The organism is Phytomonospora sp. NPDC050363 (assembly GCF_040655735.1).
Classification (GTDB): domain Bacteria; phylum Actinomycetota; class Actinomycetes; order Mycobacteriales; family Micromonosporaceae; genus Phytomonospora.
This window is the reverse complement of record NZ_JBFAKK010000012.1, coordinates 190,094-208,092: the sequence shown is the minus strand read 5'-3', so window position 1 is coordinate 208,092 and position 17,999 is coordinate 190,094. Positions and strand designations below refer to the sequence as shown.

19 protein-coding genes are annotated in these 17,999 nt (G+C 71.3%); 5 read left to right on the top strand and 14 right to left on the bottom strand.

Annotated features, from left to right (window positions below):
- Nucleotides 1–327 precede the first annotated feature (327 nt).
- The 3 genes from AB0I28_RS29135 to AB0I28_RS29125 all read right to left on the bottom strand — a co-directional run bounded on the left by AB0I28_RS29135 (nucleotide 328) and on the right by AB0I28_RS29125 (nucleotide 3,193).
- A complete protein-coding gene (locus AB0I28_RS29135) occupies nucleotides 328–687 on the bottom strand; it encodes an Lsr2 family protein (protein WP_357498630.1) in 360 nt (119 codons plus the stop codon).
- A 149-nt stretch (nucleotides 688–836) separates the two neighbouring features.
- Nucleotides 837–2,339 (bottom strand): lysine--tRNA ligase, encoded by a 1,503-nt coding sequence (gene lysS, locus AB0I28_RS29130; RefSeq protein ID WP_357498628.1) that lies wholly within the window; start codon nucleotides 2,337–2,339, stop codon nucleotides 837–839.
- A 107-nt stretch (nucleotides 2,340–2,446) separates the two neighbouring features.
- Nucleotides 2,447–3,193 (bottom strand): class I SAM-dependent methyltransferase, encoded by a 747-nt coding sequence (locus tag AB0I28_RS29125; RefSeq protein WP_357498626.1) that lies wholly within the window; start codon nucleotides 3,191–3,193, stop codon nucleotides 2,447–2,449.
- Between the two features lie 321 nt (nucleotides 3,194–3,514).
- On the opposite strand from AB0I28_RS29125, the gene AB0I28_RS29120 reads away from it, so the two are divergent.
- Both AB0I28_RS29120 and AB0I28_RS29115 read left to right on the top strand, forming a co-directional pair.
- Nucleotides 3,515–3,661 (top strand): hypothetical protein, encoded by a 147-nt coding sequence (locus tag AB0I28_RS29120; protein ID WP_357498624.1) that lies wholly within the window; start codon nucleotides 3,515–3,517, stop codon nucleotides 3,659–3,661.
- Between the two features lie 84 nt (nucleotides 3,662–3,745).
- The gene (locus tag AB0I28_RS29115) at nucleotides 3,746–3,901 is read left to right on the top strand and encodes a hypothetical protein (RefSeq protein ID WP_357498622.1); all 156 of its coding nucleotides are present in this window, start codon (nucleotides 3,746–3,748) and stop codon (nucleotides 3,899–3,901) included.
- 60 nt (nucleotides 3,902–3,961) lie between these two features.
- On the opposite strand, the gene AB0I28_RS29110 is transcribed toward AB0I28_RS29115, so the two are convergent.
- Genes AB0I28_RS29110 through AB0I28_RS29080 form a run of 7 tightly spaced genes read right to left on the bottom strand, consistent with a single transcriptional unit; the run spans nucleotide 3,962 to nucleotide 10,967 of the window.
- Entirely contained in the window at nucleotides 3,962–4,723 is a 762-nt protein-coding gene (locus AB0I28_RS29110; protein ID WP_357498620.1) for a type III pantothenate kinase, read from the bottom strand.
- Nucleotides 4,724–4,737: 14 nt separating this feature from the next.
- Nucleotides 4,738–5,634: a carboxylating nicotinate-nucleotide diphosphorylase gene (nadC, locus tag AB0I28_RS29105; RefSeq protein ID WP_357498618.1), complete on the bottom strand. Its 897-nt coding sequence runs from the start codon at nucleotides 5,632–5,634 to the stop codon at nucleotides 4,738–4,740.
- Nucleotides 5,631–7,313, bottom strand: coding sequence for an L-aspartate oxidase (locus tag AB0I28_RS29100; RefSeq protein WP_357498617.1), 1,683 nt, complete (start codon nucleotides 7,311–7,313; stop codon nucleotides 5,631–5,633). The genes nadC and AB0I28_RS29100 overlap by 4 nt, the downstream gene beginning before the upstream one ends.
- A complete protein-coding gene (locus AB0I28_RS29095; protein ID WP_357498615.1) occupies nucleotides 7,310–8,779 on the bottom strand; it encodes a peptidase S10 in 1,470 nt (489 codons plus the stop codon). The genes AB0I28_RS29100 and AB0I28_RS29095 overlap by 4 nt, the downstream gene beginning before the upstream one ends.
- An 18-nt stretch (nucleotides 8,780–8,797) precedes the next feature.
- Nucleotides 8,798–9,241 carry an aspartate 1-decarboxylase gene (panD, locus tag AB0I28_RS29090; protein ID WP_357498614.1) on the bottom strand — a complete coding sequence of 148 codons (444 nt, stop codon included), beginning with the start codon at nucleotides 9,239–9,241 and terminating at the stop codon, nucleotides 8,798–8,800.
- Nucleotides 9,241–10,077, bottom strand: coding sequence for a pantoate--beta-alanine ligase (panC, locus tag AB0I28_RS29085; RefSeq protein ID WP_357498612.1), 837 nt, complete (start codon nucleotides 10,075–10,077; stop codon nucleotides 9,241–9,243). Before panC ends, panD begins: the two co-directional genes overlap by 1 nt.
- Nucleotides 10,074–10,967 (bottom strand): DUF2520 domain-containing protein, encoded by an 894-nt coding sequence (locus tag AB0I28_RS29080; RefSeq protein ID WP_357498610.1) that lies wholly within the window; start codon nucleotides 10,965–10,967, stop codon nucleotides 10,074–10,076. Before AB0I28_RS29080 ends, panC begins: the two co-directional genes overlap by 4 nt.
- Before the next feature lie 633 nt (nucleotides 10,968–11,600).
- On the opposite strand from AB0I28_RS29080, the gene AB0I28_RS29075 reads away from it, so the two are divergent.
- Entirely contained in the window at nucleotides 11,601–12,242 is a 642-nt protein-coding gene (locus tag AB0I28_RS29075) for an SIMPL domain-containing protein (RefSeq protein ID WP_357498608.1), read from the top strand.
- On the opposite strand, the gene AB0I28_RS29070 is transcribed toward AB0I28_RS29075, so the two are convergent.
- From AB0I28_RS29070 to AB0I28_RS29055, 4 genes are read right to left on the bottom strand one after another with little or no spacing between them, the layout of a single operon-like run.
- On the bottom strand, nucleotides 12,193–12,720 hold the full coding sequence (locus AB0I28_RS29070; protein WP_357498606.1) for a hypothetical protein: 528 nt from the start codon (nucleotides 12,718–12,720) through the stop codon (nucleotides 12,193–12,195). The two genes, AB0I28_RS29075 and AB0I28_RS29070, sit on opposite strands and share 50 nt — an antisense overlap.
- A 6-nt stretch (nucleotides 12,721–12,726) precedes the next feature.
- Nucleotides 12,727–13,791, bottom strand: coding sequence for a hypothetical protein (locus AB0I28_RS29065; RefSeq protein WP_357498605.1), 1,065 nt, complete (start codon nucleotides 13,789–13,791; stop codon nucleotides 12,727–12,729).
- Nucleotides 13,792–14,712, bottom strand: coding sequence for a hypothetical protein (locus tag AB0I28_RS29060; RefSeq protein WP_357498603.1), 921 nt, complete (start codon nucleotides 14,710–14,712; stop codon nucleotides 13,792–13,794).
- Nucleotides 14,713–14,751: 39 nt separating this feature from the next.
- Entirely contained in the window at nucleotides 14,752–15,780 is a 1,029-nt protein-coding gene (locus tag AB0I28_RS29055; protein ID WP_357498601.1) for a hypothetical protein, read from the bottom strand.
- 49 nt (nucleotides 15,781–15,829) lie between these two features.
- Here AB0I28_RS29055 and AB0I28_RS29050 point away from each other — a divergent pair, with 49 nt between their 5' ends.
- On the top strand, nucleotides 15,830–16,831 hold the full coding sequence (locus AB0I28_RS29050) for an SAM-dependent methyltransferase (protein ID WP_357498599.1): 1,002 nt from the start codon (nucleotides 15,830–15,832) through the stop codon (nucleotides 16,829–16,831).
- A 2-nt stretch (nucleotides 16,832–16,833) separates the two neighbouring features.
- Nucleotides 16,834–17,985, top strand: coding sequence for an NADH-quinone oxidoreductase subunit D (locus AB0I28_RS29045; protein ID WP_357498598.1), 1,152 nt, complete (start codon nucleotides 16,834–16,836; stop codon nucleotides 17,983–17,985).
- The last annotated feature ends 14 nt before the right edge of the window (nucleotides 17,986–17,999 follow it).

Here is a 17,999-nt window from a genome sequence, read left to right as displayed (position 1 = left end):
GTGTCGGGGGTTCGAGGGCCCGGACAGGGCTCGAACCGGACGGCTCGTGACGCTCGGGAGGAAAGCGGGCGCTTGGGGCGGGGCGCCCGCCGGAGGCACGCGCGGCGGCTCTCCGGGCATCAGGTGGCGAAGTGCACTGTGTGACGGCTGCCGTCGCGGCGACAATGAGCCCTCGCACCGGACGGGCCGGGACTCGGCGGACGTCGAGGGAGAAGAAGCGCCTGAAATGGCAGAGCCCGCACAAACCGCCCCGACAACATCGTCACAAATAACACGACCCCACCACACTTCGCGTGGTGGGGTCGTGACCGTTATGCCGAGCCGACGTCAGTGTCCGGCCTGCGCGTGGTACTCGTCGATGATCTCCTGCGGAATGCGACCGCGGTCGGAGACGGGCTTGCCTTTGCTCTTGGCCCAATCGCGAATGGCCTTGTTCTGCTCACGATCGGTAGTCGGGCGCACCGCGCGACCCGGCACGCCGACCGGAGCTTTGCCGCCGATCGAAGGGAACCGGCCAATGGGACGCCCGGCCGCGACGTAGTCGGCGAGGGCCTCACGCAAGGTCTGCGCCTTGTCGGCCGCCAGGTCGATCTCATAGATCTTCCCATCGAGACCGAACTTCACGGACTCGTCGGCCTTGCCGCCGTCGAGGTCATCGACGAGGATTACCTGAACTTTCTGCGCCACCTGGGTTCCCTTCGTGAATGCCCCGAAAGTTTATTCGTACGAGCATACGATAGCCCACGCTATAGCCAAACAAAACCGCAAGCTCTCTATTAGCGCGTCGACCTGCGGTTCATGAGCCCGACTGATGATCTTCGACTCGTCCGTTCGGCCTACTCGGGCCGCAGCATTGGGAAGAGGATGGTTTCCCGGATTCCCAGGCCGGTGAGCATCATCAGCAGCCGGTCAATGCCCATGCCGAAGCCGCCCAGCGGGGGCATGCCGTACTCCATTGCCCGCAGGAAATCCTCGTCGAGGCGCATCGCGTCGGCGTCGCCGCGCGCCGCCTGACGCGCCTGCTGCACGAAACGTTCTCGCTGGATGACGGGGTCGACGAGCTCCGAGTAGCCGGTTCCCAGCTCGACGCCTACGGCGTAGAGGTCCCATTTCTCGGTAAGGCCCGGTTCGCTGCGGTGGTCGCGAACCAGGGGGGACGTCTCCACCGGGTAGTCGCGCACAAACGTGGGCGCGACCAGTTTGTCGACGACGAGTTCCTCGAAAATCTCCTCGGCGAGCTGACCGGCGCTCCAGACCGGATCGACGTCCAGTTCGATCCGCTCGGCGTGCTTCTTGAGGGTTTCGTACGGGGTCCGGACGGTGACTTCCTCACCCAGCGCTTCGGAAATGGCACCGAACAGCGTCACTTCCCTCCACTGTCCGCCCAGGTCGTACTCGGTTCCGTCGGCGTGGGTGACCACAGTGGAGCCAAAGGCGTCACGCGCGGTGCCCTGGACTAGATCACGAACGAGAGCCGCGACGGTGTCGTAGTTCCCGTACGCCTCATAGGCTTCGAGCATTGCGAACTCCGGCGCGTGACTAGAGTCACTGCCCTCGTTGCGAAAATTCCGATTGATCTCGAATACCTTGTCCAGTCCGCCGACCACGCAGCGTTTCAGGTACAACTCCGGTGCGATCCGCAAGAATAGATCCGTATCGAAAGCGTTACTGTGGGTCGCGAAGGGCCGCGCCGATGCTCCGCCGTGAATCGGCTGGAGCATGGGGGTCTCGACCTCCATGAAACCACGCTCGTGGAACTGTTCGCGAAGAGACCGTACGACAGCCGAACGGGTCCGCACCGTCTTCTGCGCGCCGGGACGCATGATGAGGTCGACATAGCGCTGCCGGACGCGCATTTCCTCGCTCATGTCCTTGTGCGCGACGGGAAGGGGCCGAAGCGCCTTCGCGGTCATCTCCCACTCGTCGGCGAGCACGGAAAGCTCGCCCCGGCGGCTGGAGATGATCTCGCCGGCGATGACGACCTGGTCGCCGATGTCGACGAGGTGCTTCCACTCGCCGAGTCGCTCCTCGCCGACATTGGCCAGCGAGAGCATGGCCTGCAATTCGGTGCCGTCGCCTTCGCGAAGTGTCGCGAAACACAGTTTGCCGGTGTTGCGCATGAACATGACGCGCCCGGTCACGGACACTTTGTCGCCGGTGGCGGTGTCGGTGGCCAGCTCGGCGTACTTCGCGCGGATCTCGGCGAGGGTATGCGTGCGCTTGGCGCCCAGCGGATACGGTTCGGCGCCCGAGGCGAGCAGCTCGGCACGCTTCTCGCGCCTGATCCGCATCTGCTCGGGCAGATCCTCGATTCCGGGTACGGCTGGGCTGTCGCTCACGGCGTATGTCCTTCTTGGTGGAAACTCGGCCGGTCCGCGCATTCGCGCGGGCCAGAAGAAAAATCCACCCCAGAATACGTGCCGCCCCGAAGCGCTCTCGACGGCTTTTAGCCGTTGTGCCGTAGACGGTAGGCGACGGTCACGTAGGGCAGCTCGAAAGTGTCGCGGCCGGCGAGGTCGGGGTGGGTGTGGACGAGGTCGCGGGCGCGTCGTTCGAGTTCGGCGCGGTGGGCGTCGTCGCCGGTCAGGTAGTAGGAGCGGGACTTGACCAGTTCGACGAGCGCGTCCTCGTCGAAGGGCCTGGTGTAGCGGGTCTCGAAGCGCTCGGTGGGTTCGAAGTAGGGCGGGAAGTGGCTGCCCTCGAGTTGGCGGACGGTGCGTTCGGCCTTGGAGGTGCCGATGTACTCGGACATCTCGGCGACCCAGGGCACGGAACTGTCGCGGATGTTCCAGATGGGCACGAACACACCGCCGGGGCGCAGGACGCGCGCGATCTCCGGGTGGGCGTGTCCGGGGTCGAACCAGTGATAGGCCTGGCCGGCGGTGACCGCGTCGGCGGAGGCGTCGGGGAGCGGGATGTGCTCGGCGTCGCCGGGTCTGGCGTCGGCGACTCCGGCGCTCTTGGCGCGCAGGGCGGCGAGCATCTTGTGGTCGGGGTCGACGGCCGTCACACGGTGCCCGACGGCGGCCAGCAGGCGGCTGAGGATGCCGGTGCCTGCGCCGAGGTCGACGACCTCCAGCGGCTCGGTTCCCAGCGCCCATTCGATGGCCTCGCGCGGATAGCTGGGCCGGATGGCGTCGTAGGCGTCGGCGGCCTGGCCGAAGGAGCGGGCTTGACGATCATCGGCGGTCATGACCCCGATCATCCCACCGGAAGGCCCTCCGGACCGGCCGCTCCCGGCGGACGGCGGCCGAGTTCGTTCGACGAGGTCCCGCCACGCGTGGAGTGATCACCGACCGCGCGGGGTCGACTGCTCAACGACACCCCGCTCCCCCTGGATTCGTGCGGAGAGGAGCACGTGATGGCCGAGGGCGACCGAAAACCGCACATCCCACCGCATATGAGATCGGGGCGAACAAGGACGAACCATCCGGCGGGGTATTGACCGGGCATCCGAGCGTCGTGATCATGGCTTGCAGGCCGGTGCCCGACCGGTCCCATCGAGGAGGTTCCCATGAAGAAGCTCGCGAAACTCGCCGACCGCGTCCTCGGCCGGCTCGTCCCCAAGACCGACGCCTCGGCGACGGTGTGCTGGATGGAGGAGCGGCCCGAGGGCTACTGCAACGTCTGCCTCAACGGCCAGGTCGGGCCCTGCTTCTAGACCGCCATGACTGCCCCCGGGGCCGCTCCCCCGGCCCCGGGCGGCGACCGGAACCACCTCACCATTCCCAAGGAGGAACCCGTCATGAAGAAACTCGCCACGATCACCGACCGCGTACTCGCCCGCCTCGTCCCCAAGCAGGAGGCCAAGGCCGCCGGTTGCTACTGGGAGTACAACTCGCCGCTGTGCCAGGGCTTCGACGCCTACATCTGCGGCCCCAAGGTGTACTGCACCGGCTGATGACGTGAAACGACGACGGCCGCCTCTCCACGGAGGGGCGGCCGTCGTTCGCGTTACGGGTCAGGCGTTCTTCTCGTAGATCATCCGCAGCCCGATCAGCGTCAGCATCGGCTCGTAGTGCGTGACCGTCGCGCACTCCCCGATCACCACCGGCGCCAGACCGCCCGTGGCGACCACCGCCGCCACCGACCCGCCCAGCTCGGTGATCATCCGCGACACCAGCCCGTCGACCTGCCCGGCGAAGCCGTACACGATCGCCGACTGGAGGCACTCGGTCGTGTTCTTCCCGATCACCGAGCGCGGCTTGACCGGCTCGACCTTGTGCAGCTGCGCGGCCCGCTGCGCCAGGGCGTCGATGGAGATCTCGATACCGGGCGCGAAGGCCCCGCCGAGGAACTCGCCCTTGCCGCTGATCACGTCGATGTTGGTGGAGGTGCCGAAGTCGACGATGATCGCCGGGCCCCCGTAGAGGGTGTAGGCCGCCAGGGTGTTGGTGACCCGGTCGGCGCCGACCTCCTTGGGGTTGTCGATCGCCAGGTGCACGCCGGTCTTCGTGCCGGGGCCCACGACGACGTTGGGCACGCCGCCGTAGTGGCGCTCCAGCATCCGGTGGATCTCGCGGCCGGCCTGCGGGACGGTCGAGCACAGCGCGACGCCGGTGATCTGCACGTTGTCGCCGGCCAGCAGCCCGCGCAGCATGAGCGCGAGCTCGTCGGCGGTGGCCCGCGAGTCCGTGCGGATTCGCCACGAGTGCACGAGCTTGTCGCCGTCGAAGGTGGCCAGGACGGTGTTGGTGTTACCGACGTCGATGCACAGCAGCATCCGATGCTCCTATTTCACTGCCTCAGGTCGAGGGCGATGTCCACGATGGGCGAGGAGTGGGTCAGCGCGCCCACCGACAAGTAGTCCACACCCGTCTTGGCGTAGGCGACCGCGTGGGGCAGGGTCAGGTTTCCCGTCGCCTCCAGTTCGGCGCGGCCGCCGACGGCCACGACGACCTTCGTGAGGGTTTCGGTGTCCATGTTGTCGCACAGCAGGAAGTCCGCGCCGGCCTTGACGGCCTCCAGGGCCTCCCCGACGGTGGTCACCTCGACCTGCACGCGCACCTTCGGGAACGCCTGCCGCACCCGCTGGTAGGCGGCGGTGATGCTGCCGGCGGCGAGCTTGTGGTTGTCCTTGATCATGGCGACGTCGTAGAGGCCCATGCGCTTGTTGTCGCCGCCTCCGGCGCGTACCGCGTACTTCTCCAGGATCCGCAGACCGGGCGTGGTCTTACGGGTGTCGAGGACGGTCGCCTTGAAGCCGTGCAGGGTGCGCGCCCAGGCGCGGGTGTGGGTCGCCACGCCGGACATGCGGCACAGCAGGTTCAGCGCGCTGCGCTCGGCGGTGAGGATCGAGCGGGCCGGGCCGGTGACGGTGCCGAGGATCGTGCCGGGTTCGACCTCGGTGCCCTCGTCGACGGCGTAGACGAACTCGGCGGCGGTGTTCGACGCCGCCTCGAAGACCATCGCGGCCACCGGAAGCCCGGCGACGACGCCCTGAGCGCGGGCGACGATGTCGGCGGTGGCGACGGCCTTCTCGTCGATGGTCGCCACGGAGGTGACGTCGGCCCCGTCGGGGCCGCCGAGGTCCTCGGCGAGGGTGTTGCGGACGATGCGGGTGACCTCCAGGAGGTCGAGGCCGGCCGCTTCGAGGCGGTCGACGGTGTTCCTGGTGTCGGTGGTCGGGCTCATCTGATGGCCTCCCAGGCGGTGGTGAGCTGGTCGTCCGGGCCGATCGACGCCAGCAGATGACCACGCCAGGCGTCGACGGCTTCGGGGTGGTCCTCTCGCCAGTGGCAGCCGCGCGTCTCGGTGCGACTGTGCGCGGCCGAGACGAGGGCGCTGGCGACGGTGAGGAGGTTGGTGACCTCCCATGTCTCGGTGCGCGGACGGCCGCTACGGGCCTTGCCGAGCGCGCCGAGGGTCTCGGCGACCTCCGACAGGCCGTCGGCGTGGCGCAGAACCCCCGCGCCGCGGGTCATGGCGCGCTGGAGTTCGGCGCGCGAGGCGGTCGACGCGACCCACTGGGGGCAGTCGCGGGGCATGGGCTTGGGATCGGACTGACTGGGCAGGTCGCGGGCGAGGTCGTCGGCGATGCGGCGCGCGAAGACCAGGCCCTCCAGGAGCGAGTTCGAGGCGAGCCGGTTCGCGCCGTGCACACCGGTGCAGGCGACCTCGCCGCAGGCGTACAGCCCGGGGACCGAGGTGCGTCCGTGCAGGTCGGTGCGGACACCGCCGGAGGCGTAGTGCGCGGCCGGGGCGACGGGGATGAGCCCGTCGACGGGGTCGACGCCGACGGCGCGGCAGGCGGCCAGGATCGTCGGGAAACGCTCCTCCAGCATGGCCTTGCCGAGGTGGCGGGCGTCGAGCCACACGTTGTCGGAGCCCTCGCGGAGCATGACGCGCGTGATGCCCTTGGCGACCACGTCGCGCGGGGCGAGCTCGGCCAGTTCGTGCGCGCCGACCATGAAGCGCTCCCCGTCGGCGTCGACGAGGTGCGCGCCTTCGCCGCGGAGGGCCTCGCTGATGAGGGGCTGGCGGTCGTCGCCGCCGCGGACGCCGCCGAGGTACAGGGCGGTGGGGTGGAACTGGACGAACTCCAGGTCGGTGACGACCGCGCCGGCGCGCAGCGCGAGCGCCACGCCGTCGCCGGTGGACACCGACGGGTTCGTGGTGGTCGCGAAGATCTGCCCGAGGCCGCCGGTGGCGAGCACGACCGCGCGGGCGAGGATCCCGCCGACGCCGTCCTCGGTGCCCTCGCCGAGGACGTGCAGGCTGACGCCGCAGGCGCGCCCGTTCTCGTCGGTGAGGAGGTCGAGGACCAGGGCGTGCTCGATGAGCCGGATCCACGGGTCGCGGTGCACGGCGGCGTGCAGGGCGCGCTGGACTTCCGCGCCGGTGGCGTCACCGCCGGCGTGGATGATGCGCTTGGCGCGGTGCCCGCCCTCGCGGGTGAGCTGGAGGGACCCGTCGGCGTTGCGGTCGAAGGCGGCGCCGGTGCGGATCAGTTCGCGGACCTGCGCGGGGCCTTCGTTGACGAGGACCTTGACGGCCTCGGGGTCGCAGAGGCCGACGCCGGCGATCTCGGTGTCGACGGCATGCGCGGCGGGGGTGTCGAGGGGGTCGAGGACGGCGGCGATGCCGCCCTGCGCCCAGCGCGTCGAGCCGTCGTCGATGTCGACCTTCGTGACGACGGTGACGTGCAGGCCCGCCTCGCGCAGGTGCAGGGCGGTGGTGAGGCCGGCGATGCCCGAGCCGATGACGCACACGTCGGTCGTCTCGGTCCAGGACGGGTCGGCGGCCTTCAGGCGCCTGGGCAGGCGCGGCAGCGTGCCGAGCCCGCCCAGGTCCGGTCCGGTCGGGGTCGTCACCGCTCGCCTCGGACGAACGCCGCGAGGTCGGCCGACTGTTGCAGGCGCGACTCCTCGTGCACGTACATCATGTGGCCCGCCTCGTAGTACTTGTACTCGATGTTGCCGTACAGCTCGCGGCTGACGGCCAGGCGGTTCAGCGTGTACTCGGCGGCGAAGTGCGGCGTCGCCGCGTCGTGGTAGCCGCAGGCGACCTGGACGCGCAGGGCCGGGTTGACGCGCATGGCGGCGGCCAGCTTGTCGGCCACGGAGATGTTGCGGCCCTCGAACTCCTTGTACGACCACGGGTGCACCCGGCGCGAGATGACCTCATAGGGCAGGTCGCTCTCGTAGGTCAGCTCGGCGCGCAGATAGTGGTTCAGCGCGGCCGTGTAGGGCCCGCTGATCGCCGACATGGACGGGTCGGCGCTCCAGTGCTCGCGGCCGTAGTCGCTGTCCTCGCCGGTGAAGCGGCCGTCGAGGCGGCCCACGACCAGGCGCTCGCTGCGCAGCAGCTCCGAGGAGAAGCGGATGTGCTCGACGCGCAGGTCGACGCGGTCGACGTAGTCCTCCGACAGGCCCGTCAGGCGCGCCAGGGTCGACACGGCCTCCGCCCGCTCCTCGGCGGTGAGGCGGTGGCCGCGCTGGAGTGCCCACGGGTAGTCCTTCGCGGCGTAGGCCTCGGCCTCGGCGACGACGTCGGCGAGGGAGCGGTCGCCGTGTTTCCCGTGGTAGTGCGCGATGGCCGCGTACGTCGGGAGGTAGGTGATGTAGGGGATGTCGTTGTGGTCGGTGAAGTCCAGGGTGCCCAGGTCGATCGTCAGCGAGATCATCGCCAGACCGTTGAGGTACATGCCGTGGCGGTTCTGGAGGTGCTCGGCGACCGCGGCGGCGCGCAGCGTCCCGTAGGACTCGCCGCACAGGAACTTCGGCGACAGCCAGCGGTTGTTGCGCGTCACCCACAGGCGGATGACCTCGCTGATGGACTCCACGTCCTTGAGGTACCCGTGGTAGTCCTTGGCCTTCCCGCCTTCGACGGCCCGCGAGTAGCCCGTCGACACCGGGTCGATGAAGACCAGGTCGGAGTCGCGCAGCAGCGTCTCGTGGTTGTCGGTCAGCCCGTACGGGGGCGGAAGCGGGGCACCGGCGTCACCCATGACGACCCGGCGCGGACCGAGCAGGCCCAGGTGCAGCCACACGCTGGACGAACCCGGACCGCCGTTGAACGCGAAGGTCACCGGGCGCTGGGGCCCGTCCCCGTTGTCCACGACATAGGACGTGATCGACAGCTCGGCCTTCGCCTTGTGGCCCTCGAACACGTCGTCGGTGTGCTCCTCCTCGCGCAGGACGATCCGTCCCGTCGTGGCGGTGTAGTGCAGATCCTCAAAGCCTGGAGAGGTCAGGGTGTGCTGCGTCGACACCAGGTCGTCGCTCGGCTCCGGCTTCTCGGCCTTCTCGGCCGCGGGGGTGTCGCCATTGCTTGCCATGGGATCGGAGCCTACGGCCTAACGACCATGACCGTGCACCGATATAGCGTGCGGAGAACGGCGGGGGTTTCCCGCGGTCCCGGCGACGGCCGCCGAGGGGTCGGCGCCCAGCTCGATGACCTGGTTGTCGGCGTTGACGTGCACGACCCGCGGCTGATGCGCCCGCGCCGTCGCGTCGTCCATCTGCCCATAAGAGATCAGGATCACCAGGTCACCGGGATGCACCAGGTGCGCCGCGGCGCCGTTGATGCCGATCACGCCCGAACCGCGCTCACCCGGGATGACGTAGGTCTCCAAGCGTGCGCCGTTGGTGATGTCGACGATCGCGACCTGCTCGCCCGCGATCAGGTCGGCGGCGTCGAGGAGGTCCTCGTCGACGGTGACCGAGCCGATGTAGTGCAGGTCGGCCTGCGTGACCGTGGCCCGGTGGATCTTGGACTTGAGCATGGTACGGAGGAGCATCACTTCGCCTCCACGGTGAGGGGGATGTTGTCGATGAGCCGGGTGGCGCCCAGTCGGCCGGCGAACAGTAGCCGGGCCGGGCCTACGGTGGGCGCCGGCCCCAGGTCGGGTGAGGTGACCTCCACATAGTCGAGGTCGATCCCGCCGGGGAGTTCACTGATCACATGGGCACGAACGTCGGCGGCGCTCGCTCCTTTACCCGCGAGTGACGCACCGGACTGCATGGCGGCGTGGATGCCGGGGGCGGCGGCGCGCTCCTCGTCGGAGAGGTAGACGTTGCGGCTCGACTTGGCCAGGCCGTCGTCCTCCCGCACGGTCTCCACGCCGATGACCTCCACGGGAAAGGACAGGTCGTCGGCCATCGCGCGGACCATGGCGAGCTGCTGGAAATCCTTCTCGCCGAAGCAGGTCACGTCGGGCCGGGTGACGTTGAGGAGCTTGGCGACGACGGTGAGCACGCCGCCGAAGAAGCCGGGCCGAAACGCGCCCTCCAGGATCGCGCCGGCCGGACCCGGGTCGACGGTGACCTTGGGTTTCCCGCCCGGGTACATGTCCTCGCGGGTAGGAGCGAAGACCGCGTCGACGCCCTCCTCACGGCAGACGGCCAGGTCGGCGTCGAGGGTGCGCGGGTAGCGGTCGAAGTCCTCCGTCGGCCCGAACTGGAGCGGGTTGACGAAGACGGTGACGATCACGTGGTCGGCGCGCCCGCGGGCGTCGCGCATGAGAGCCCGGTGGCCCTCGTGCAGGGCGCCCATGGTCATGACGACCGCGACCCGGCCGGTCATGCCCGCGCGGACCTCGGCCAGAGCGGCCCGGTCGGGGACGAGAACGGTCATGACGACTTCTCCTGAGGGCGATCGGCGAGCACGCCGAGAAGGGGTTCGGCGGCTTCGGGGGAGAGACGGTGACTGTCGATGGCGCGGTCGGCGGTGCGGCGGGCCAGGGCGACGTAGGCGGCGACGGAGTCGGGGGCGTCGGCCACCAGGGCCTCCAGGTGCGCCGCGACCGTGCCGACGTCGCCGCGTGAGACGGGACCGGTCAGCGCCGAGTCGCCCAGGCGCAAGGTGTTGTCGAGGGCCGCCGACAACAGCGGCGCGATCATCCGCTGGGGCATCAGGACCCCGGCTGCGCGCAGCACGTCGCAGGCCTCGTTGACGAGCGTGACCAGGTGATTCGCGCCGTGCGTGAGACCCGCGTGGTAGAGCGCGCGGTGCTCCTCGGCGATGAACTCCGGCTCCCCGCCCATCTCGACGACCAGCGCCTCGGCGATCACCCGCGCCGGCTCGGGAGCGGTGACACCGAAGGAGATCCCGGAGAGACGCTCGACATCCTCGGCGCGACCGGTGAACGTCATCGCGGGGTGCAAGGCGAGCGCGAGCGCGCCTTGCCGGGTGACGGGTTCGAGAACGCCGATGCCCTGGCTGCCGGACACGTGGGCGACGATCCGCCCCGGAGCGATGTGGCCGGTCTCGGCGAGACCCTTGACGAGGCCCGGAAGGGTGTCGTCGGGAACAGCGAGGATGAGCAGTTCGGCGAGATCGGCGACCCGCTCGGCTGGAGCCAGTTCCGCCTGCGGCAGAAGACGCTCGGCGCGGGCACGAGAGGCATCGGAGACCGCCGTGACGGCGATGACGTGATGACCCGCGCGAGCCAAAGCGGCACCGAGCACAGAGCCCACACGTCCAGCGGAGATCACACCGACGGTGAGGCGGGCGGCGTTCGTCATCGAACTCAGGCTCCTGATCCAGTCCAACGGGGGGTACCGGTCAACCTGCTCAAGTATCCCCGAGGAAAAGGGCACAGGGGGAGACCTTCGAAGGGTGAGGTTTCGCATAGTGGGTTGCCAGTGGCTCCGCCCGTTGCTTCTGGCGGCTGCGCCGCATCCGTGGCTTCGCCACGGTCCTCGGCTGGGCACGGCGATCACCTCCGCCGTCTGTGCTCGGCGGGGTGGGGGTCAGGCAGAGACGGCTGCGGTGGCCACCGCGCCGTACGCCGAGGACGGGGGGTGGCCCGGGTTGGGGCGGGTGAGGGGTGCGTGGGTTGCCGACGGCTCCGCCGCCACCCACGTTCGGCCGTCGCCGCCCACGCGCGCCAGGCGCAGCGCGCCCGCGCTGGCGCGGGCCGACCTTCGCTCACGGCACCGCTCTACGACCCGCAACCCAGGCGCAGGTCCGGGTCCAGGGACGGAGTTCCTGGCGGGGTTTGGGGCAGCGCCCCAGCAGGGTCCAGGGACGGAGTCCTTGGTGGGGGTCTGGGGGCGAAGCCACCCAGCGGGGGTGCTGGGGGCGGAGCCCTCAGCCGGATCTAACGCCAGCCACAACCGCCCCCGTCGGACGGGTTTCCTCCCTAGACTGCCGACATGTCCGCTCAGATCGGCAACCCCTGGGGCCTCACCGCTCACGGCTCGGCCCGCGCCCACGCCGCCCCCGACGTGGCCCGCGTCCAGCTCGGCACCGCCCGCGTCGAGCCGAGCGCCGCCGAGGCCTTCGCCGCGACCCGCGCTCTCGTCGAGCGCATCCGCGCGGCCCTGCGCGAGCGAGGCGTCGTCGACGAGGCCGTCGAGGAGTCACGCCTGTCGCTGTCGACCGAGTACGACGGCTACGGCGAGGAGCGGCGTTTCCTCGGCTACCGCTGCGAGGCGTCCTTCGCCGTGGAGCTGCGCGACCTCGACGCCCTCGAACCCGCCCTGGTCGCCGCGACCGAAGCGGGCGCCAACCGGGTCGACGGCGTCGTCTTCACCGTCGCCGACCCCGCCGCGCTCGAAGAACGCGCCCGCCGCGACGCCGTGAAGGCCGCCCGCAAACGCGCCGGCCTGCTCGCCCAGGCAGCGGGCGTCCGCCTCGGCCCGGTCGTCCACCTCGAAGACCTCGACGGCCCTGAAGAGGGCCCCGTGATGTACCGCGCCATGGCCGAGTCCGCCCCGGGCGGCGGCGAACTGCGCCCGGGCCGCGTCAGCGTCGCGGCACGCGTGGTCGTCGGGTTCGCGATCCTGCGCGACTAGGTCGCGAGGGCTTCGCGGGCCCGGTCGGTCGCAGGCCACGTGTCAGCCGCCCGAGGAGACCTTCGCTCGGCGGGTTCAGCGCACTCAACAGCCCCAGGCCGACCGCGCCGCCGCCCAGCGTCAGCAGCGTCGTCACCGGGTCACGCGCCATGCCGCTCACGACGAGGAACGCCATCCCGACGAGCCATGCGCGCTGGGGCCAGCGGCGCTTCGGTCGCTGCGGGGGCGTGGGGGCCTCGTCCTCTGCCCGGTGCTCGGCGGGTTCCCGCAGGAGAATGCGCACCGCCGTGATGAAGACGGCGGCGCAGGCCACGGCGACCGGCGCGGACGCGAGGTAGACCCAGAGCCGGGACCCGGGGACACTCCACCCCACCGCCAGCCCACCCAGCATGGGGAGGGCGAAACCGCCCAGAACGACGACCGGGACCAGAAGGGACGTCCAGCGTGGTCCGCGCAGGGTCGTTAGCCACTCGCGCATGGGCACCTACGGTTTTCCGGTCGGGCGCAGGAAGTCCCGCGCAGCGGTCAGGTGGACACTCGCCCCCGGCGCGGGCGGGTGCCCGGCGAGGTCGGCGAGGTCGGCCAGGGACTTCTCGACCGCGAAGAGGACCCCGGCGTGCAGGGAGACCATTGCGGTTCGCAAGTTCGGGTCCGGGCGGAAGCGGCAGACGGCGGGGTCGGCGACGCGCAGAGCGATCACCGCCAGGCTGCCCTGGAGCAGGCCCAGGTAGATCGACGTCGCGGAAACGGACGCCGCCGTCCAGGCCAGCGCCGAGCAGGCGGCGAAAGGGACGCTCGCGACCTCCCACCACGGTCGGCGGCCCCGAAGCTCGTCGGCCGCCGCGCGGAGACGGCCGTGGGCGGCGTCGTAGCGGGCGAGCCGGTGCAGGGCGTCGTCGGGCTCGTCGGCGGCGGCCGCTTCCTCGCCGGTGACGTGCGCGAGCTCGTGCACCCGCCGGGCGATGCCGTCCACCACGCGCGCCTCGCGCCTCGACCACCTCGGTCGCGGTGGGCCGGCCTCGGACTCCGGCACCGCGAGCAGTGGACCGCCGTGAACGAGACTCCACGCGCGGGCCGCGCAGGCCTCGGCGTGCGCGATCCGAAGGCGAAACTCCCGCCCGGCCAGGATGCCGAGGCCCTGGAGCGTGCCGGTGATCTCGTCGACCAGCGCCGCCGGCCCGCCCGACGGCTCAGGCTGCCGGGAACGGACGAGGCGGCGGCGCCACAGGGACCGGAACAGCACGAGCGGGACCGCGCAGATCCCGGCGACGGGAATCGCGAGCGCGAGACGCAGCCGCCACTCGTCGGGTCCCTCCAGGCGTAGCAGGAGCCCGGCCAGGACAGGGAGCGCAAGAAGCACGTACGTCCCGGTGATCCGTGCGGTGAATCCTCGGCCGGAGAGTTCGCCGAGTTTCCAGCGGAGTTCCTCGACGGCGGGGCGCAGCGTGGCGGCGCGCTCGGCGTCGAGGTCGTGCTCGCCGGTGTCGAGGCGGGTGAGCATGGCACGCGCGCAGGCGTCGGCGCGCGACAGGTCATGGCGTGTGGACACCTACGTGCCTCCGGTCGAGCGCAGCAGTTCGCGGGCGGCGGCGAGTTCGGCGGTCGCACGGGCGGCGGGCAGGCGGGAAACGGCCGCCAAGACCCTTTCGACCTCGGTGAGCACACCGGCGTGTTCGGCCGCCACCGACCATGTGAAGTTCGGGTTCGGGCAGGCCTGCTGCCTGACTCTCTGGCCGGCGGAGACGACGAGGAGTCCGAAGACCATCCCGAGCATGTACGGGGCCAGCGCGGCCGCGAGGCCCACATACACCGGCAGGATCGCGAGCACCATCGCCCGCGCCCACCCGGGCAGCCGTCCCCGCAGCAGCTCCGCCGCGACGCCGAGGCCGCGGTGGGCCGCGTCGAGGCGGGCGAGCCGGTGGATGATCTCGTCGGGATCGTCGGCGGCGGCCGCCTCGTCGCAGGTGAGGTGGATCAGGGTGTGCAGCCTCTCGGCGGCTTCCCGCAGGCGCTTGGCCTCCTGCCGCGACGCCCTCGGCTGCCAGGGGCCGGGCTCGCTCTCCCCGACGGGAAACAGCGGGCCGCCGTGGACGAGGCTCCAGACGCGGGCGGCGGCGACCTCGGCGTGCGCGACGCGGACCCGGGCACGTCGGCCGGCCAGGATTCCCAGGCCCTGGAGGATGCCGGCGACCTCGTCGGCGAGGTCTTTCAGCCCGCCGGGCGCCTCGGGCTGCCGGGAACGGACGTGCGCGCGCCCTTGACGCGAGGTCGGCAGGACCGGGACGGCGAGCGCCGCGACCGCCGCGACGCACCGGATGCGCAAGGACCTGATCCGGGCGGATCTCGCCAGCCGCCCCCGCAGCTCCTCCAGCGTCGCGCGCAGGGCGACCGAGCGCGGATCGGCCTCCGGCGCGTCGAGCCGCTCGATGGCGGCGCGCGCGCAGGCGTCGGCGAGGGCGAGGTCGTGCATGGGCACCGTCCTGGGCAAGGCGGAGTGGGCGCTCGCAGCTTACGTCCTTCGCCGCCCCCGCAACAGATCCCGAACCCGCAGCAGCTCCCTCGACACCGGCTCGGCGACGGTCTCCGCGACCTCCTCGGCCTTGCGGGCCGCCTCGACGGCGAGCACGCCGCTGTCGCAGCCGCGCGCGAAGGAGGCGGCCCCCGGGCAGTCGTCGGGGCCGACGGGGAGCACGGCGAGGTAGGCGAGCCCGGCCGCCACCGCGGCGAGTCCGGCGGCGACGGGCCAGGGGCTCACGGTGGCGGCCGCCGGGAGCGCGGTCCAGGCGAGCGCGCCGGCGAGGTCGGCGACGGTGGTTCCCGTGGTCGTGGGTGCGGGAGGGGTGTGGCGTGCGACGAGCCGGTAAGCCGCGTCCATGTGCGCGAGCCTGCGCGTTCCCCGCGTCGGGTCGCGGCTCCACTCTGCGTGGGCCTCGTGGACGAGGGCGTGGATCCATGGGAGGGCGGTGCGCAGGCCGGCGGCGACCTGGGGGTCGGGCTCCAGTGGAGGGACGGCGACGTCCTCGCCGTCGAGGAGGGCGCCGATTCGAGCCGTGCAGGCGTCGGCGTGGACCGACAGGGGCGCGGGGGCGCGGGCCTTGGTGGGGGTGACGCGCCAGGTCAGGGTCTCGGCCGTGACCGACGTGACGGCCTCGGCGAGGGCGGTGACGAGCGTACGAGGGTCGTCGGTGGCGGGGACGGGGACGTCGCGGACGGTCAGGTCGACATCCGGAACGCCGGGCTTCGAGCGTGCGCGCAGCGCCCAGCCGGTCAGGCCGAGCACCGCCGCCAGGGGGAAGAGCACGAACCAGGGGCCCGGCACGGCGAAGGCCGCGGCGACCAGGGCCACCAGTCCGAGGCCCGTTAAACCGGGGCGCAGGCGGTGTCGGCGCGCGGCGACCGCTCCGGCGAGTTCGCGCAGGTGCCCGCGCAGTTCGACCAGGGCGTCGCGGACGGGCTGGTCGGGGATGCGCAGGTGCGCGGCCAGGGCGAGCCGGTCGGCGCGCGCGAGGGTGTCGAGGAGACCTTCGTGGCCGGGCATCGCCACCGCCCTTCGCGTGGGGTACGGCAAGCCTGCCAGACTCCCCGGTGTGGCGGTGACGACGTGGCGCAAGGCCATCCAGGAGGCGCTGTACGGCATCGACGGCTTCTACCGGCGGCACCGTCCGGCCGATCATTTCGCGACGAGCGCCAACCGGTCGGCGGTGTTCGCCGAGGCGATCGTGCGCGTGCTGCGGCGGGTCGACGCTGCGCTGGGGCATCCCGAGGAGCTGACGGTCGTCGACATCGGCGCGGGTTCCGGGGAGCTGCTGTCGGCGGTGCTCGCGTTGTCCACAGACCCTGTGGACAACTCTGTGGATAACCCTGTGGACAAGTCCTTCGCCGACCGGCTGCGGCCCGTCTGCGTCGAGCTGCGCCACCGGCCTGTCGGGCTCGACCCGCGCATCGAGTGGCGCGACCTGCCGCCGTCGCGGGTCACCGGGGCGGTGCTGGCGTGCGAGTGGCTCGACAACGTGCCGCTGGACGTCGCGACCGTCGACGAGGGCGGGCGCGTGTGCGCCGAGCTGGTCGACCCGGTCTCGGGTGCGACCACGACCGGCGAGGCCGTCGACGACGAGTGGCTGTCGACGTGGTGGCCGCTGTCGGAGCCGGGCCAGCGCGCCGAGATCGGCAGGCCCCGCGACCTTGCCTGGGCCGGAATCGTGTCCACGGTGAAGCGCGGAGTCGCACTAGCCGTCGACTATGGACACACGCGGACCCACCGGCCGCCCTTCGGGACGCTCGCCGGCTTCGCCGCCGGGCGCGAACTGCCCCCGGTCCCCGACGGGTCGCGCGACATCACCGCGCACGTCGCCATGGACGCCGTCGCCGCCGCCGGAGTCGCCGCGGGCGCCCGCACCACCAGCCTCGCCCGCCAGCGCGAAGCCCTGCGGGAACTGGGTTTCAGCGCCGAGCGGCCGCCGCTGGCGATGGCCTCGCAGGACCCGGCGGGGTACCTGCGGGCGCTCGCGCGGGTCGGCGAGGTCGCCGAACTGACCGATCCGTACGGATTGGGAGCGCACTGGTGGCTGCTCCAGCGAGTAAGTTGCTGAGCATGGCCACAGCGCGGGAGATGACCGTCGGCGTCGGAGCGGGCGCCGAGCAGCTCGACACCACCGAGATGGTGCTCAACATCGGGCCGCAGCACCCGTCGACGCACGGGGTGCTGCGCCTCAAGCTGCACCTCGACGGGGAGCGCGTGACCGCGTGCGAGCCCGTCGTCGGGTACATGCACCGCGGCGCCGAGAAGCTGTTCGAGGTGCGCGACTACCGGCAGATCCTCATGCTCGCCAACCGGCACGACTGGCTGTCGGCGTTCTGCTCGGAGCTGGGCGTCGCGCTGGCCGTCGAGCGCCTGATGGGCATCGAGGTGCCCGAGCGCGCGGTGTGGCTGCGCACGGCACTGGCCGAGCTGAACCGGGTGCTCAACCACCTGATGTTCCTCGGGTCCTACCCGCTGGAGATCGGCGCGATCACGCCGGTGTTCTACGCGTTCCGCGAGCGCGAGACCCTGCAGGCGGTGTTCGAGGAGGTCGCCGGCGGGCGCATGCACTTCATGTTCAACCGGATCGGCGGGTTGAAGGAGGAGGTGCCGGCGGGCTGGACTTCCCGTGCGCGGCAGGCGATCGGGGAAGTCCGTCGGCGGATGCCCGACCTGGACACGATCATCCGGCGCAACGAGATCTTCCTGGCGCGCACCGTCGGCGTCGGGGTGCTGTCGGCCGAGAAGGCCGCCGCCTACGGGGTGAGCGGGCCGGTCGCGCGGGCATCCGGGCTCGACTTCGACCTGCGCCGCGACGAGCCCTACCTCGCCTACGGCGAGCTCGACGTGCCCGTGGTGACGCGGACCGCCGGGGACTGCCACGCGCGCTTCGAGTGCCTGCTGGATCAGGTGTACGTGTCGCTCGACTTGGCCGAGCAGTGCCTCGCGCGCGTCGACACGCTGACCGGGCCGGTGAACACGCGGCTGCCGAAGGTCGTGAAGGCGCCCGAGGGGCACACGTACGCGTGGACGGAGAACCCGCTGGGGATCAACGGGTACTACCTGGTGTCGCGCGGGGAGAAGACGCCGTGGCGGCTGAAGCTGCGGACGGCGTCGTACGCGAACGTGCAGGCGCTGTCGACGCTGCTGGTGGGGTGCCTGGTGCCGGACCTGGTGGCGGTGCTGGGGTCGATGTTCTTCGTGGTGGGGGACATCGACAAGTGACGGTGCCGGAGCTC